General features: G+C 52.6%; 8 protein-coding genes and 2 pseudogenes. 5 read left to right on the top strand and 5 right to left on the bottom strand.

Going from position 1 to position 16,718, the window contains the following annotated elements; translation table 11 throughout:
* Positions 1-4: 4 nt before the first annotated feature.
* On the bottom strand, positions 5-5,131 hold the full coding sequence (locus WG31_RS14230; RefSeq protein ID WP_063355057.1) for a DEAD/DEAH box helicase family protein: 5,127 nt from the start codon (positions 5,129-5,131) through the stop codon (positions 5-7).
* Positions 5,132-5,618: 487 nt separating this feature from the next.
* Between WG31_RS14230 and repA the strand changes: the two genes are divergently transcribed.
* Positions 5,619-6,821 (top strand): plasmid partitioning protein RepA, encoded by a 1,203-nt coding sequence (gene repA, locus WG31_RS14225; protein WP_063355056.1) that lies wholly within the window; start codon positions 5,619-5,621, stop codon positions 6,819-6,821.
* A gap of 51 nt (positions 6,822-6,872) precedes the next feature.
* Positions 6,873-7,880: a plasmid partitioning protein RepB gene (gene repB / locus WG31_RS14220; RefSeq protein WP_063355055.1), complete on the top strand. Its 1,008-nt coding sequence runs from the start codon at positions 6,873-6,875 to the stop codon at positions 7,878-7,880.
* Here repB and WG31_RS14215 read toward each other — a convergent pair.
* A complete protein-coding gene (locus WG31_RS14215) occupies positions 7,877-8,893 on the bottom strand; it encodes a replication protein RepA (RefSeq protein ID WP_244183984.1) in 1,017 nt (338 codons plus the stop codon). The genes repB and WG31_RS14215 overlap by 4 nt on opposite strands.
* A 521-nt stretch (positions 8,894-9,414) precedes the next feature.
* Positions 9,415-10,923, bottom strand: a complete 1,509-nt coding sequence (locus WG31_RS14210; protein ID WP_063355053.1) for a tyrosine-type recombinase/integrase — start codon at positions 10,921-10,923, stop codon at positions 9,415-9,417.
* 343 nt (positions 10,924-11,266) lie between these two features.
* Here WG31_RS14210 and WG31_RS15875 point away from each other — a divergent pair, with 343 nt between their 5' ends.
* The gene (locus WG31_RS15875) at positions 11,267-12,103 is read left to right on the top strand and encodes a hypothetical protein (RefSeq protein WP_167348744.1); all 837 of its coding nucleotides are present in this window, start codon (positions 11,267-11,269) and stop codon (positions 12,101-12,103) included.
* A gap of 529 nt (positions 12,104-12,632) precedes the next feature.
* Here WG31_RS15875 and WG31_RS14200 read toward each other — a convergent pair.
* Positions 12,633-14,207 carry a hypothetical protein gene (locus tag WG31_RS14200; RefSeq protein WP_063355052.1) on the bottom strand — a complete coding sequence of 525 codons (1,575 nt, stop codon included), beginning with the start codon at positions 14,205-14,207 and terminating at the stop codon, positions 12,633-12,635.
* Positions 14,208-14,642: 435 nt separating this feature from the next.
* Between WG31_RS14200 and WG31_RS15265 the strand changes: the two are divergent.
* Positions 14,643-14,882, top strand: a pseudogene (locus WG31_RS15265) (transposase); the annotation flags it as partial.
* Positions 14,883-14,922: 40 nt separating this feature from the next.
* Here the strand turns inward: WG31_RS15265 and WG31_RS14195 are convergent.
* A protein-coding gene (locus WG31_RS14195) for an IS3 family transposase (RefSeq protein WP_145912893.1) occupies positions 14,923-16,061 on the bottom strand; the annotation gives its coding sequence in 2 pieces (ribosomal slippage) (positions 14,923-15,806 and positions 15,806-16,061; 1,140 coding nt in all).
* A 96-nt stretch (positions 16,062-16,157) separates the two neighbouring features.
* On the opposite strand from WG31_RS14195, the pseudogene WG31_RS14185 reads away from it, so the two are divergent.
* Positions 16,158-16,619: pseudogene (locus WG31_RS14185) on the top strand (transposase); the annotation flags it as partial.
* Positions 16,620-16,718 lie beyond the last annotated feature (99 nt).

The raw sequence follows: 16,718 nt of genomic DNA, 5'->3' as shown, positions 1-16,718 counted from the left end.
TTTCTTAGGCCACCTGTTCAATTTTCTCTGCAACAGCAGAAGCAGTATCATCATTTGCTGTGGCCGATTTCAGCGCAGCTTCTTTTTCCTTGCCTTCCGCTTCCAGCGCAGCATCCAATGCGGATAGCTCGGCACATTTCGCCGTGAGATCGTCGGCTTCCGCAAAAGGAAGTCCTTCCCGTGCGCGATAAGCTGGCAGTCGGCGCTGTGCCTCATCCAGACTGCGACGTGCTTCAGCCAGATCGCTGTCCAGACGTAAGGCTGCGTGCTCAATCCGTGAAATCAGTCCCAGAGGCTTGGTCTCACGATCGGTCTCAACCTCGATTTCTCCTGCAGGTGTATCCAGATAGATGGAGGAGACGACTTCTGGTTTTCTCTTGTCGGACGTTCTGAACTGCTGTTCATGAGCTTCGCACATCACTTCAAAGCCGGCGATCCGACCCATGCTCCACTGCCCGGTCCGGCCTTCCCGTTCAGCAAGCCGCGCCTGCGACAGTATCCATGCTCCAGCTTTTTCACTGCTCTCAACCACCTTGGTGTCACGGTGCAGCGCAAACGCCTCGCCTTTCGTGGTGATACGCTGTGTGAGTGCCGCCTCAATTTTCGGAATGCGTGCCTGGGCTGTCTTGATGTCGCGTTCAGCTCTCTGGATCTGGCGGCGCACATTGAACTGATCATCGAAATGTGCGGCCTGCAAACGCTCAAGACGCGCGATATCGGCTTCCAGGCCGGCTTTTTGAATCAGACGCATGTCGCCTGATGCCAGCGCCTTGGCCATTGCAAACTGGTTGCCTTCACCGCCCACATCCTCAATACGACGGATGGTCCGGTCTCCCGACATTGCAAGGCCGATAAATCGCATCTTCCGTTCAAGGAGCTGCCAGTTGGTGGCGTCCACGGATCCCTGCTGGGCGTATGCGTAAACCTCCACTTCGTCATGCTGATTGCCCTGACGCACAATCCGACCTTCACGTTGCATGATATCGGCAACAAGCCAGGGCACGTCGAGATGATGCAGGGCTTTCAGGCGCTGCTGGGCATTGACCCCTGTTCCCATTGTGGCTGTTGAACCGATCAGGATACGCTTGCGGCCTGCATTGAGATCACCAAACAGACGCAGCTTGGCTGCAGCCTTGTCGTAATCCTGCATGAAGGCAATCTGCTCGGCAGGGACACCCATGCGGATCAGCTCTGACCTGATCCAGTTATAAGCCGAGAACCCGCGCTTGGTCTGGGAGGCCTGTGTGCCGAGATCGGAGAAGATCATCTGCACCGCCCCCGGCAAATCGTAAGCCCTGCCCGTCTCGGGATTAGTGTAACGATTGGCAGATGTCTCATGCCAGATTTCAAACACCTTCCGAATCATCACATTCAGCTTGGAATGTGGGTCATCATCCGCCCACGGTGCGATAAACCGCAGATCGATCGCGCCATGCCGGGCATCATTCATCACACTCAGAATGATGTCGTCCCCCTTCTGAGGACGACCTGAACGGGCTTCAATCGCGCGCATCCGTTCTGCAAGGGTCTGCTGGAATGCCCGAAAGTCTTCTGTGCTTTCGGCCACCACAATCTGTCTGTTGCCGCCCTTAACAGAGGGCAGTTTGACATATCGTGCCAGCTCGTCTGACTGAACGACGTCCGCAAAGTCACGATACATGGCCATCAGATCGGCCACATTGACGAATTCGGTAAAGCGCGTGACCGGTTTGTAGAGACCGTTGGGTTGAAGCTCCAGTTCTGTGCGTGTTTCCCCAAAGTTGGCTGCCCAAGCATCAAATTCGTGGAGATTGCGGGCGACAAGAGCATCCAGATCCATATACCGTCCGACATTCCACAATTCGGCAATCGTATTCGTAATCGGCGAACCTGAAGCCATGATCAGTGGACGTGTTGGGTCAGTCTTCGCAAGGTAACGCGTTTTTACGAAAAGATCCCATGCGCGCTGTGAGCCGTTAGGATCGACACCTCTCAGATCGGACTGATTGGTCGCGTAAGACAGTTTCCGAAAGAGCTGGGCTTCATCCACAAGGATCTGATCGATGCCCATTTCACCCATATGAAGGAGATCATCCTTCTGGGCGGCTAATCCTTCCAGTTTAGCCTCCATCCCCTCTTTCATGCGTTCAATACGCTTGCGGGAGATACGGTCATCGCCATCCAGGCCAGACAGAATGGCCTCGTATGACGCAATCTGGTCTTCAATCATCTCCCGTTCAAAACCCGCCTCCACCGGAATAAACTTGAAAGCGTCATGGGTTATGATGATCGCATCCCAGTTTTCGGTTGCTGCGCGGGCAATAAAACGCTGACGTTTCGCTTTGACGAAATTTGTCTCGTCCGCCACGAGAATTCTCGCCGTAGGGTAGAGCATGAGAAATTCACGCGCCATCTGTGCAAGGCAGTGACCGGGAACCACGATAACGGCCTTACTGATCAGTCCAAGGCGTTTCTGCTCCATGACGGCAGCCGCCATGGAGAAGGTTTTTCCTGCCCCCACAGCATGGGCCATGTAGGTGCGCCCTGAGGCAATAATCCGCCAGACCACGCGCTTCTGGTGCGCACGAAGGGTAATCGCACTGCTTGCGCCCGGCAGACGCAGATGACTGCCATCAAAGGCCCGTGGCACCAGATTGTTGTAAGTCTCGTTATAGAGCTTTACGAGACGGTCAGAGCGGTCGGGATCCTGCCACACCCACTTTTCGAACGCGCTTTTAATAGCAGCCAGTTTTTCTTTGGCCGCTTCCGTTTCCTGCGTATTGAGTTCGCGTCGCTCGTTGCCATTTTCATCGCGCCAATGATCCCAGATTTTGGGAATGGACTGGGAGAGCGCGTCTTCCAACAGTTCCGCTGCATTCCGTCGTTCCGTGCCCCAGACAGATGTTGCTTCAGCGCGAGACAGGAAAGGCGTTCTGTTGATACTCCAGCATGCCACTTCCGGGGTATGACGAACGGTAGTTTCAATCCCCATGACCTCTTGTACGAAGTCCTGAATATCCGTGACGGGCAACCAGGGCGCTCCCAGACGGGCTGTAATTTCAGAGGGTCGCAGATCCGGGGGCTGCACGCCTTCCAGGGCACTGACATTGCGTGCAAACCGGTGGTCAAGTTGTGCGGCGTCACGTGCCAAACCCAGCTTGGTCCGCACGGCGCCTGAGAGCATCTCATCTGCCGTAACCCAGACGTCCCTGCCCTGCGCGCTGCGTTCTGGATCAAGGTAAACACTCTCGCCCAGTTCAATCAACGTATCGGCTTCACTCCGTCCCAACAGTTCGGCAATGAGAGTCAGATCCACACATCCCGTTTCATGCAAGGACACAGCCAGTGCGTCATGGGCTCCGTGTATTTCAGGCTCTGTCGGTGCATGAATGACACGCTCAGAGAATACCGGCCCCATGCGGCCCGTATCCGTGCGTTCGTCATACTCCTCAATCGAAGCCACCAGCCAGACGTCAGGATCATCCATAAAAGGCTGCAGGTTCGGGCGCCGCTGGGTTTCCCGTGTTTTCCCAGTTTCAGGGTTCTCGCGCAGCGTGGTGCGGGTATGATTGATGGGGCCAAATTCACGCACGAAACTCTGGTACGCTGTTTTCAATGTGCGCTGCTGTGATCCGTAAGGCAGGTTCTGCATCTGCGCCCGCAACACACTTCGTGCGGCATCACGGATGGGCACCAGCCCGCGGATAATCCGAGCATGCTTGGCAAAAATCCCCTCTGCCTGACCTGCCTTGCGGATCAGGACGATCTGGGCCTGTCCCTCGCTAATCTGGTGCAGAACACCTCGGTCTACAAAGTAGCTTCCTTCCTTGAGGTCTGCACCACTTGCCGCGGTTCCAACCGTAACGCCCTCACCTGCTGGCCGGACAATGCGCGCCTCCAGCGGCTGTAGAAAATGAACGTTGGGCGCGATCCGGCTCAGGGCTTGCGGAAGAAGAAGATCTAGTTCTGCGCCGGCGGTGGCAGAGCATGTGTAGCCGGGACCAAACTGCGTTGTCGTCCAGATATGACTGCCGAGCACCTGTTCGGGATGGTCAAGGAAATACCCGTTTATGACGAGCGGACCATTTCCCTCGTCTGAGTCTGGGATGTCTGCAGTTTCAACCCAGCTCTCATTAGACGGCACTTCTCCCACTTCTCGTTTGCGGAATGCCAGGATATCGACCACCACATCTGTCCCGGCATCGTCACGCATTGCGCCTTCAGGCAAACGCACAGCACCAAGCAGGTCTGCGCTCTCCCCGATAATCTGTCGTGCCTTAGGATCCGTTTTGTCCAGTGTGTATCTGGAGGTCACGAACAGGGCGATACCGCCGGGTCGTAAAGCTTCGAGTGAGCGGGCAATGAAGAAGTCATGGAGACTTAATCCCTGCTTCTCCAAACCGTCCCGACCGTGCACCGTGCGGTTGCTAAAGGGTGGATTACCAATAGCCAGATCATAGCCATGCGAAAGCTGGGCTCGTGTGAAATCCTCACTGCGGATCCACTGGTTTGGATAGAGTTTGCGCGCTATGCGGGCAGAGATTGGATCGTTTTCAATGCCTGTGAAGGCGATCTTGCCTTCCAGTTTTTCAGGTCGTGCGGCTATAAAGACCCCGGTTCCGCAACCCGGTTCAAGCACCGAACCACCACGAAACCCCATACGCTGCACCATATCCCACAATGAGTGAACAATCAGTTCCGGGGTGTAGTGGGCATATTGTGTGGCGCGCTGCAGGCCAGCCCTTTCAGTCTCCGTCGTAAGCTGTTCAAGTTCTGAAGCAAGACTTTCCCATCCCTTGCGCACTTCTTTGCCTGTTGGCGGGAAGAGGTTGTTGGCAAGTTCACCCGCACCAAAACCAGTAAAACGGGCGAGCACCTCCTGCTCTGCCTCGGTGGCGTTACGATCCTCGCGCTCCAGTTCCCCGAGAAGGGCAATCGCAGCCAGATTACCTTCAGCACGGGCTTTCCATCCGCTTGCAAGACCACGCAGTCCTTTCAGCCGGAAATCTCGCTGAGGAATACGGAAAGAGTGAGGGGAGGGGAGGCTGACTTCGGGAATGGGCTGGTCATCGTCCAGAGACCAGAGGGATGCGAGCTCACCGGACAGTACAGTGGTATCGAACAGATTGAGTTGCGAGGCTGACATGGACATGATGGCGCACTCCGTCCAATCGGCATCGCCCGACGCCTCAGAAAGGGTCGGGGGCCTGATTGCATAGGTTTGTCGGAATTAGTGGCAAGGAGCGGGAAGGGGAGCGTCTACTCTCTTCATCCCTTGTCCCTTATGCCTTCCTGAAAACCGGGCCGGAGTGGGGGGCGCAAGTGCGGTGCGAAGCGCCGGGAGCGGAGCCACGCACAGACCGCGTAGCGGACGAGCATGGCGAGCACCTACCACTTGCGGCGCACGCTCAGGGCTGGTGAACCTTCTGTCCTTCTGTCCTTCTGTCCTTCTGTCCTTCTGTCCTTCTGTCCTTCTGTCAGTTGACAGGTGTCAACTCTCAGCGAAATGCACGCTAAAGCCCGGTTTGCGTCTGAAACCAAGTTGACACCTGTCAACTCTCCAGATAAATGCGGTATTAGTATTTTTGACCGCAATATACCGCACCCGGCGCTAAATTGCGCCTTTAAGGATTTTTATAATGAACCTTACGACCCCACTAGAAGAGGGCATGGATGTCCTACTCTCCGAACAAGCAGAAATGCTGTCCGCCCAACTGCAAGCTCATCGTATGGAGCTTTTCCCACCAAATGCTCGAAAAGGTTTGCGGCAGTTTCAGATTGGTGAAGTAGCCAAACTCGTCGGTTTGACCCCAGCCTACCTTCGAAACCTCGCATTAGAGGGGAAGGGGCCACGGCCCCATGTCGGGAAGGGGGGGAGGCGTAGTTACTCTGCCGAGCAAATCTGGGAGTTACGCCAGTTTTTATCTTCGAACACTCGCAATGGTCGAAATTACTTACCCACACGCAATAAAAACGAGGGGCTTCAAGTCGTTGCCGTTGTGAATTTCAAAGGCGGGAGCGGCAAAACTACGTCTGCAGCTCATTTAGCTCAAGGTTTAGCTCTTGATGGTCTCCGTGTCCTGGCAATTGACCTTGACCCACAAGCTAGTCTTTCAGCGCTCCACGGTTTTCAGCCCGAATTTGACGTGCATTCCAATGAAACGCTCTATGGGGCAATTCGATATGACGATGAGCGACGACCTCTGTCGGAAATAGTGCGCCAAACCAATTTCCCCGGTTTAGATATTGTACCTGGCAATATTGAATTAATGGAGTTCGAATACGAGACCCCGAAATTGCTGGCTTCCTCTGATCAAGCTGGGGCAATATTTTTCTCGCGGGTAGATGAAGCTCTGCAAGATGTAGAAGATAACTATGATGTAGTTGTAATCGATTGTCCTCCACAACTTGGTTATTTAACAATGTCAGCGGTATGCGCTGCAACAGGGCTTCTGATTACAGTCCACCCGCAGATGTTAGACGTTATGTCTATGTGTCAATTTCTTATGATGATGAGCGACGTCATGACACATTTGCGCAACGCCGGCGCGAACGTATCCTACCGATGGGTTCGATACCTTCTCACTCGATTTGAACCTTCTGATGGACCACAGACTCAAATGGCTGCCTTTATGCGTTCATTATTCGGAGACCATGTCCTTACACATCCCATGTTAAAAACTACGGCTATTTCTGATGCTGCAATTACCAAGCAGTCACTCTTTGAAATTGAGAGGAAGCAATTCACTGGATCGACTTACGATCGGGCTCTAGAATCAGTAAACTCAGTTAACAGCGAGATACGTGATCTAATTTTCCGGGCATGGGGCAGGGACAACTAATCCAGAGTTGACACCTGTCAACTACAACTGAAAAATCTAAGGAGAGAGATCATGGCCCGTAACCACACCTTGGGAAAACTAATACCTAGTTCAACAGACACCAATCGTCCCAACGAAGTTAAACCATCAGGCACCTTCAGTAGAAGCGGTGCGTTAGGATCTGTAGCCAGAAGTCTTGGTGATCTTAAAGCCAAAGCTGGGGAAGCGGAAAAGCTTGAGGAGAAATTAAGGGACGGAGCACATGTGATAGAGCTCGATCCTGAAAAAGTTGATCCTTCATTTCTACCAGACCGCCTTGATGTGTCTGACGACACCTTCTCATCATTAAAAGACGCCATCGCGGAAAACGGGCAGATGTCGCCCATATTGGTCCGTCCAAACCCTGGTAAATCAGGACGATATCAAGTCGCCTTTGGGCATCGTAGATTAAAAGCGTGTTTTGAGCTCGGCATCACAGTTAAAGCGATAGTCAAGGAACTTAGCGACACAGCCCTATTAATTGCTCAAGGTCAGGAGAACAGTGAGCGCACAGATCTTTCATTCCTAGAACGAGCACTGTTTGCAAAAAAATTAGAGTCACAGGGTTTTGGACGTGAAGTAGCAATGGCAGCTTTAGGGATAGACAAGACTGAATTATCACGGTTGATTGCCGTCGTGAGAGAACTTGATGATGAAATCGTAGAATACCTTGGACGTTGCCCTACAATCGGTAGAAAACGATGGATGGACTTTGCTGATGCGTTAAAGTCTCCAGGCGGACGTAAAAGATGTCTGAATTTCATTCGTGAAGCTGGCGAACGGAAGCAGGATGATGAAAAGTGTTTTATTGCTGCTTACAAAGCCGCTATAGGATCTGAAACTTTCACGGGCACGAAAAAAAACCATGAATCTTTATCTTGGTATTCCCCTGATAAAGATTTGGTTGTGAAGGCGGGCTCTGGTGCGAGGAAGGGTCGTATGGATATTCGCGCGGATAAATCTCCAGAGTTTGTTTCTTTCTTGTTGGAAAAAATGCCTGAACTGTATGCAGATTATTCAAACTCTAAGAAAGTAACTTAATGGTCTACTGGGGGAGGAGAAGGTGACAACACTACTCCTCTTTCCGTAACCTTGACTTTAGCCGCTCTATAGGCTGCTAAGGCTAACGCAAGAGGCTCCTGAAATTCCGCCTTAAACTGCCTAAGAAGTTTGAATTCGCGACCAAATTGTTTCCAAAGAGCAGCCCACGAGACTGGTGTTTCATCACGTAAAGCATGCAAACGGAAAGCAAGCCAAAGGTAAGCATCAATAGCTCTTGGTGATGTCTGGATATCTTTAATAGCAGCTCGATCAATAAGAACGGGATGGCGACGTAACTCGTTATAAAACGCCTCAGAAAGTGTTATCTGTTCGATCATTCTTGTTGTTCGTTTGGTGCGAGGATCTACCTCACCTACATAACGAAAGCTCTCTACCAATCGTTCGTTTACAACAACGCCAGCTTGATCATTTCCGAACTTGAAGTCAATGGTGCATGTCGCGAGGCGTTCGATCTGTTCCAATAGCTTTCGTGAGATTGGTCCACCACGACTTAAACCAAGTTTTTTGAGAAGTGCCGCAGGGCTTTTTCCAAGGTAGATTTCTCTACTTTTATTTTCTAGAGCTTCCGATTGCCAATCAATCAAAAGTAGTCTTGCTATGGAGCCTGATGGAACAGAAAGATCTTCTCTTACATCGTCGTCTCGAAGGCGAACTCCTGGCCTCACAAGAAGTTGTGCATAATCAGTCTTAATTAGCCAATCTTGACCTGGTTCCCGATCCTTATGTGGTAATCCTGCAAGGCACCAAGCGGTATAAGTATATCCGATCTCTCCTCCACCCTCAGCTTCTCTCACGAGAGATGAAGATACGGCATCGATAACTTTACGTCCTGAGCGTCCAGCAACAACGTCCAGTAATGAAGGCGGTCGAGGAGTAGGACGATTAGCGGCATAAGACTGAGCGAAAGACAGAGCGTTACTAGCTCCATGTGTCTCAACGAGACCGTGGAGGTTTTCAAAGAGATCATCTTGTTCTGGGGCTCGGTCTTTCAATTTGCATATCCAAGCTATTCTTAGATACCCAGAAAATGCATGCCCTGATCTTTCTGTCGATGTGTTTCTTGCTGACATATTGCAAGATGTGTTTGTTTCTGACGCTTTTACTATTCCTCTGTGTTCTTTGCCGACAGAGAGACAAGATTAAAGAATATTGTATGTATTATTGTTTCGTCGGCAACAAACACGTGAATAATTTTATAGTTTATTGAAATTATGGTATTTTTTTTGTAGCTCTTTTAGCCCGTCGGCAATGAACACTTCTATTTATGTGGATAACCCCTAAAATTTCGATGATTCCATTCGAGTGTCGGCAGAAAACACATGGATAACTATACCCAAATAATTGTCGGCAATGAACACAAAGTGCCGCTTTAACAGCCGCAATGTGAACGTATTTGTAGAATCGTATGCGAGTCGATCTTGAGGCTGGCCAACGGTTGATATGATGGCGTCAGCAATGAACACAGATGGCCTGCGTCGGCAATGAACACAAAATCACCAAGCTTCTTTGGATTTTAAAATCTAGTCCTTCCTGGATGTTTCACGAAAGACTGATCCTCTTCAACATATGCTTCCAGAACTCGGTAATCGCGATGACGGGAAAATCGTTTGAGCGACATCAGGTCAATGCCATCCTGAGCGCCTGTCGTGATGGCACCCCGACGTAGACTGTGCCCGCTAAAATCGCCCTCAATCCCCGCAGCCTGACAGCGGCGTTTGATGATTGTGGCTATCGAAAAGTCCGAAAGACTTTGCGTGCCGATTTTAGGATCAGGAGCAGTCCCATTTTTTTTCGCTGTTGCAGGCAGCCAAATTCTTGGGAAGGCAGCAGTCGTCTCGTTTGTGCTCTCTGTCTTTGAATCGTTTGACTTGTTTTTTCGTGGTGTCAGTTTTGACTCCCGTAGCCACGTCTCCCACGCACGAACTGGACAATGTCTGGTTATTCCACGGGGAATAACGATTGTGGTGCCCTGATGCTTCTTATCCCCCTTAGAGTAGGGAAGGGTGATCCGCATGCAGTCTTCATCAAGCGTGACGTGTTCGAGCTGGATCCCTGCCAGTTCAGAGCGACGAAGCGCTCCACCATAGCCAACCAGCAAAATGGCGCGGTCACGTGTATCCACCAGCGATGTCATAGGGATCTTATCAACGACCTCGCAGAGCATTTCCCAAGTCAAACCTTTTACCCGGCGTTGTGGCGTCTTGCTTGGTGAGCGATGAATTCCGGCCAGCATCTCAGAGACGAGAGCATGTGTCGTAGGTATGGGTAGATGTGCCACATGATGAAGATAGCGCAACGCAGCCCTATAGAGTTCAATAGTTGCTGGCTTGCGTCCGCGCAAAGCCAGATCAGCTAGATAGGTTGCAACGTCTTCACTCCGCGCAGGCAGGGCAGGGAGGTCATGACGTTCGGCAAATGCACACCAGCCACGGATGGCCGAGCGATAGGCGCGACGGGTGTTAGCAGCCTTACCCATCTGAACAAATGTGCCTACGGCTGCCTGTGATGTCTCCAGTTGGCCGTCATGTTTCGGAATCTCAGCTTCGGCCAAAGCCGAAAACCAACGCGCAACATTGGCTGGAGCTTGTCCGATAGGTGCAGGTGTCGGGATAGAATTGACCTTGTCCTTGCTCGGAAGGAAAGATGGTCTTTCACTCTGGTCCGACAAAACAAGCGACGCGACAAACGCCAAGCGTTGTCGATCGATCTCAAGAGCTACTTCGAGATGGTAGCCGCTGGGGAGAGAGGAAAGGGTGCCCTCAAGAAGTTTACGCGCACTGGCTGTGTGTTCGGCGCAGTCGGGCAATTCAGTATCGGGGAGAGCAGAGCCATCTGGAAGCATGCTGCCGGCGATAAAGACAGGAAGGGGCGGGGAGAAGCGTGCTGTCGAGAGAATGGGACGCAGGACGTCGATCGTAATGTCGGATTGAGCCAAACGCTGCCTGGTGAGGCGGTCTACCTGTTCTAGAACACGCGAGCGGAGAACAGGCCAGGATCCGGTCAGGTGTAGAGCATGAAGCATTGCTCGTTATCCTTTTCCCGAAAAACCAGCATAGTCAGCCCCCTCAGCAATATCCTGACACAGTCGCTGCACCGCGACGAGCGCGTCCGCCGCATCACGAGGTCCATCGTATGCCTGAGCCTATAAGACCAAGGTGCCCTAAGATAATAGCAACCTCTACTGAACGGTAACAATGGGGGGATGGCAGACTGTCCACTTTCTGGCCGAATAAACCAGAAAGCTGACATTTACGTCCAACTGAGGGGACCATTGCACCGCTGCAATCCACCCCTGTAATCTATGGTCCTCCGCTCCCGGTTTGAAGCCGCGGTGTCCACGTCACCGAAACCCTGAAAGCTGCCGAATGACGCTTACTCCCGCAGAGGCCGAACGCCTCCTCCGCTCACGTTACGGCGAACCTGCAAAGGCACCGACAGGCTACGTCATCGGCTTCCAAAATCCGGTCGGTCGTGTCCTTGCAATTCATCGTACCAACAAGACCACTTGCGTCTGGTTTCAGCCGCCCGCACCACCACAGATGGTCGGCGTCGCGCTTCTGTCGGAACCCAAGAACGGTAACTCGAATATCAACGGTCCCCTTGCCCCCTTAAAACGGCCAGATACACAGCGGGCAGAAATCGACAGCCCAACAGCTCTGCAACGCTTCCTCGAATGGTACGATGGCACGCACGCTAAGGAACCGAATACGCCTGATCCTATCGACGGTGTTGATGCCATCAACACCGTCCCAACCTTGTTACGCAAGGAAGCCAAGGGCGACTTGGCCAAAGATGAAAAAGCCGACTCTCGGTATCTTGGGGGCAAGGAGAAATCGATTGTGGAGATCAAGGATTCGGTCGGCAAGACAGTTTTCACTTCCAACGGTCAGATGGTCCCGACTACCGTCAAGAACAAGGAACTCCATATGTCCGACACCGAGTTGGACAAGCTGATCCGAGACCTCTTCAATATCCAAAAAGACCGATGCGCCATCACTGGTCTGCCGTTCCAATTCCGGGGGGCACAGATAGACGATAACATGCTGCCCTCCTTGGACCGGATCAACAGCGAAGGGCATTACGCGAGGGGGAACCTACAGCTCGTCTGCCGTTTCATCAACTTCTGGAAACAGGCTTCGAATGATGGAGAATTCCGTAGGTTAATTGCCATCATTCGTGGATATCAAACAGACGACAGATAGCCTCTAAAGGACGTGAGCGCTCCTTAAACCTCACTCGCGATATCGCAACGTGACGACTGCCCGCAAATCACGCCTCATGATCGCTTACGCTCCAGTTTTGCCGTGGTCCGAGGTAAGTCGGCAGCCTTTAAAGCGGTGATGTCCGCTAGCGAGATGAAGACGGGAGCAGCAGCTCCGTATGTCTAGACTATAGGCGACTGCCGCCTGCCTGTTGCTGCATCTCTGAGTTGATAGGCAGATCAGGGGGGGCAGCGGATAGTCGGTTATCGGAAAGGGCAAACAGAAAGCAGCAGTTCGCAGTATTCACGTTCATGACAGCTATCGATCCAACTCAGGCCGTCCCTGTCCGAATGCTGGAATGGCAGCTTACGTCGGAACCAGACAAACATCTGCATCAGCAGTTTCATGTCCGAAATCTAAAAGTCGGCAAGAGGCCCAACTCCTGCTCTAAAGATTGTATTGGACTTCGCATTTGAGATTTGCATTGCTGGCTCCCTATCGCGGAGGCGGCCTCATCCACCGGCTTGCATCAGCTGTTGTCGAAGTAGTGCGCTGGCCCCTGAATCCATTTCGTATCCAGATTCAGGCCGACCAACTGCACTGCTCTTTCGTGCTCGGTATCGCCCGTGGCGCGCCTACCGTGAATTACACAACCGTTCCGGACGATGATGTAGCCATGCTCGTACAGATAGTCGCAACCAAACGTGCATAGCGGGAATACAATGTGCGGGTCCAAACGCTCCGTGTCAGAACAGCGGCTCCGCTTCTTTTTGTGCGCGACGACCAGTGCCCGACGTGCAAAAGTCCGTCCGCAGACGGCGCAGTTAGCTTTGGGCTGTCCGTCGAATACCCAGTCAGCGAGGATCGCCTGCTCCCGTCTTGAGAGGCCTTTTCCTTCGCGGTCGGTCGAGCCGAGGGCTGCGAGCTTCGCGAGGAAGAGGCCATATCGGTCCGGTTGATGCACGGGTGCGCTATTTACTTCCGATATGAGTGTGAATGTAAAGTTTCCCCTTCCACCTGACCGGTCCACCAGAAGCAGCGGTGAGTGGTAGACCGAAGAAGTAATAAGCGGATCTCCGAAGTCCAAAGCTCGAAGGTGATCACGAACCTCTGGCCATCTGATGGCGCCCTGTCCCTTTGCAAAACGACTAATCACTCTTTCAATATCGGTGAGTTCGCCCGCTTTTTCATTGTAAGTCACCATCCCATCCAAAACAGTGAAGTAGCGTGACTGAGATATCCAGCGCTCCACGAGCTCCGGTGGCGGATAGCCATGACGATTTGCGCGCCGATAGAGCGCGTTTGTGAGTAAGGCTGCGAGCTTCGTCACCGACACTGAGTCGACAATTGCGAAGATCTTCGATGCAAGATTCACGAGCACGTTCTCGCGGTCCTCGAAGAAGAACCAGAGTTCGTCATCGTGGGTGCCAGTCCATGCGTCGGGGCTGAGCCGAAGTAACTCAGCGAGCCCTTCCGAGTCCACGCTCGCTCCGTTGCGCGTCACTGCTGAGAGCCTTGCAAGTCCTACCTGTCCCGGCATTTTACGCGCCGCGGTCAGGTCTTTCTCTAGCGCGCGAGCCTTCTGGTCACTAACGATAAAGCGTTCCTCGCTGTAATCGTATAACGACCTCGTAGCACTCGCCAGATTGGGAAGGCGGATCGAGTAGTTTTCCGCCAAGCCTTGACTTTGCAGATAATTCAGGAGCCCAATCGCGTGTTCCAGCGGACCACAGAGCCCGCGCTCCTGTAGCTCTTCCAAATATTCGCTCTCGAGCCACAGTGTTCGTTCCTCTAGAACGGCCGCCGTACGAGTGGCGACGGGCAGTGGTGAGGCGGGACGGCGCTGTGAGTACGTCCTGTCGATAATTTGCCGAATCCGCTCCCGCGTGGAGATCTCTGGATAATGCTCAGCGATTTGATCGAGCGTGGGCCAGAAGTGCGGTCCTGACCCGAAGCCGAAGTGACTTAGTACAATCTCCGCGTTGCGTTCGCGCTGGGTCGGATCCTCTTCACGCACTTTGCGCGGCGTACCGTCCAATCGCGGCCTTCCGGGCACCTTCTTAAAGCTACCTAGGAAGCCTGCAAGTTCTTCCTCAACATCCATTTATTTCTACAGTCCTCAAGGCTCTACGTTATCCGCAAGGCATGCATACGACACATATAGACGTCTGCAACGCTGATATTCTGGCATTCATCATCCGATGAAGATTGCGTCATATCAATGTAACGTTTTAACGTCAGCAGATGGAGATCATTTCTCTCCTACTTGCCTTGTCATGAGATCAACTCCTGCAATGTTGCTGTGACAAAAACCACCCGTAGGTGTCGGCTTTACAGTCACGTCGCCGATAGACATAATGTCTTGAATGAGGCGTAAGCGGACGCCGTACTTTCTACCGCTTCAAATATCACTTCTCAGTCTTTGAGACGCTGCGCTGGCAGGATCCTGATTCCTGTCAGCTGGAGGGTTCGAAAAACCCTCTGGTTTTGAGGTCTGCTCTGTGATTCTATTTCTCGTGCGTTGATTGGGATATGGAAGATGAAACAGGCGGGATTGTTTGATGTTGAAGAGCGGCTTGCTCGGCTAAGCGGGCTCGGTGATCAGCTCGAAGCGTTTTCCCGGACTGTGGATTTTGAGGTGTTTCGCCCGGAGCTGGAGAAGGCTCTGGCGTATTCAGATGGGAGTAAGGGCGGGCGACCGCCGTTTGATCCGGTGCTGATGTTCAAAATTCTGGTCATCCAGACGCTGAACAATCTGTCCGACGAACGGACGGAGTATTGGACGTGTCACGGTTTAGTTCCGGACCTTTGGTTATCTGTTAAGCGGCGTTGCGCTCATAATCCAGAGGGCTTTTCCATTGAAGTGCGGAATGCAGCCTCTGAGGATTATAGAAATCATTGATGTAGGATGTGATAGCCTGCTCGACCTCCTGACGCGTCATCCATGCGTGCCGCCACAGAAGTTCAGCTTTCACGGTCTTGAAGAAGCTTTCCGTCACTGCATTGTCCCAGCAGTTTCCCTTTCTGCTCATGGACACGATAAAACCATGGGTAGAAAGGAGTTTGCGGTAATCCTCTGAACAATACTGACTGCCACGATCCGCATGATGGACGCAGCCTGGTGGTGGCTGACGCAAGGCAATAGCGCGCTGTAACGCGGTCGTAGCAAGGTCTGCGGTCATACGGCTCCCTAGGTTCCAGCCGATGACTCTGCGTGAGAAGAGGTCAAGCACCACAGCCAGGTAAACCCAGCCTTCACGTGTCCAGATATATGTGATGTCTGCTGTCCATTTCCGGTTAAGCGCTGGTGCTGAAAAATCCTGGCCCAGAAGGTTGGGTTCAATACTGTGCTTGTGCGAACTGTTCGTGGTGACCTTGAAGCGTCGTGTCCTGACAACACGAATGTCATACGCGCGCATCAAACGTCCAACGCGACGATGCCCGACAGACAGACCAGCAGCCCTGAGTTCTTCTGTCATACGGGGACGTCCGTAACTTTGCCTGCTCTGAGCGTGAATGGCGCGGATATGGACCATCAGGATGTCATCCTGTCTTTTGCGGGCACAGACCGGGCGTCGTCGCCAGGCCCTGAAACCCCGGTCGCTGACACCAAACAGACGGCAAACCCGTTCGCGTGAAAGGGGCCCATGATAGCGAGCAATAAAGGCAAACCTCACGACCTTTGGCTCGCGAAGAACTGTGTCGCCTTTTTTAACAGCTCCCTCTCCTCCCGCAGCAGAAGGTTCTCACGGCGTAATCTCTCATTCTCACGCAATAACGCCGTATGATCTGTTGTGTCCGCGACGACAGTATCAAGCTTCTGCGCATCGCGGATCCATTTCTTCAACGTCGAAGAGCCGATACCCAGATCTTGGGCAATACGCTCACGTGACAGACCGCTGCTCAGAGCTAAACGCACCGCCTCGTGCCTGAACTCAGCCTTATAAACTCGTCCCATTCCAAATCTCCTTCATGACCATCTTCGGTCTTAAAGGTCCGGAACTAAACCGTGACACGTCCAAAGCGGCAGGATGACGGAACCATGCCGTCGAGTGATCTCGCCATTCCGTTCTTTGGATACAAATCTCACGTCTCCATCGACCGGAAGTATCGGTTCATCCGGAAATGGAAGACGACGGATGCCGCTGCCAGTGATGGCGCGCGATTGAGAGAGGGGCTGCTGGATAAAACCAATACGGCCTCAAGCGTCTGGGCTGATACAGCGTATCGCTCAAAAGCCAATGAAGACTTCATGGAAAAGCAGGGCTTTGTCTCAAAGGTTCACAGGAAGAAGCCGCATCTCAAACCCATGCCACTCCATATCCAGCGGTCCAATGCAGGAAAGTCCGTGATCCGATCCCGCGTCGAGCATGTCTTTGCTGACCAGAAATCGCAAATGGGTCTGTTCGTCCGAACTGTCGGTATCACCCGGGCCACCATGAGGATCGGCCTGGCCAATATCGTCTATAATATGCGCCGCTTCCTCTTCCTGGAGCGGATCAGCGCGAATGCATAGCAATCCGTAAGCGGCCGCTTGAGACCGCCTTATGAGTGAGGATTGTGACTGGTAAGTTACCGTCGTTAACGACGTCGTTATTGACGTTGTTTGGGAGGT

Source organism: Acetobacter oryzifermentans, assembly GCF_001628715.1.
Classification (GTDB): Bacteria; Pseudomonadota; Alphaproteobacteria; order Acetobacterales; family Acetobacteraceae; genus Acetobacter; species Acetobacter oryzifermentans.
The sequence above is the reverse complement of the archived record's forward strand: the minus strand, read 5'-3'. Positions and strand labels throughout refer to the sequence as shown.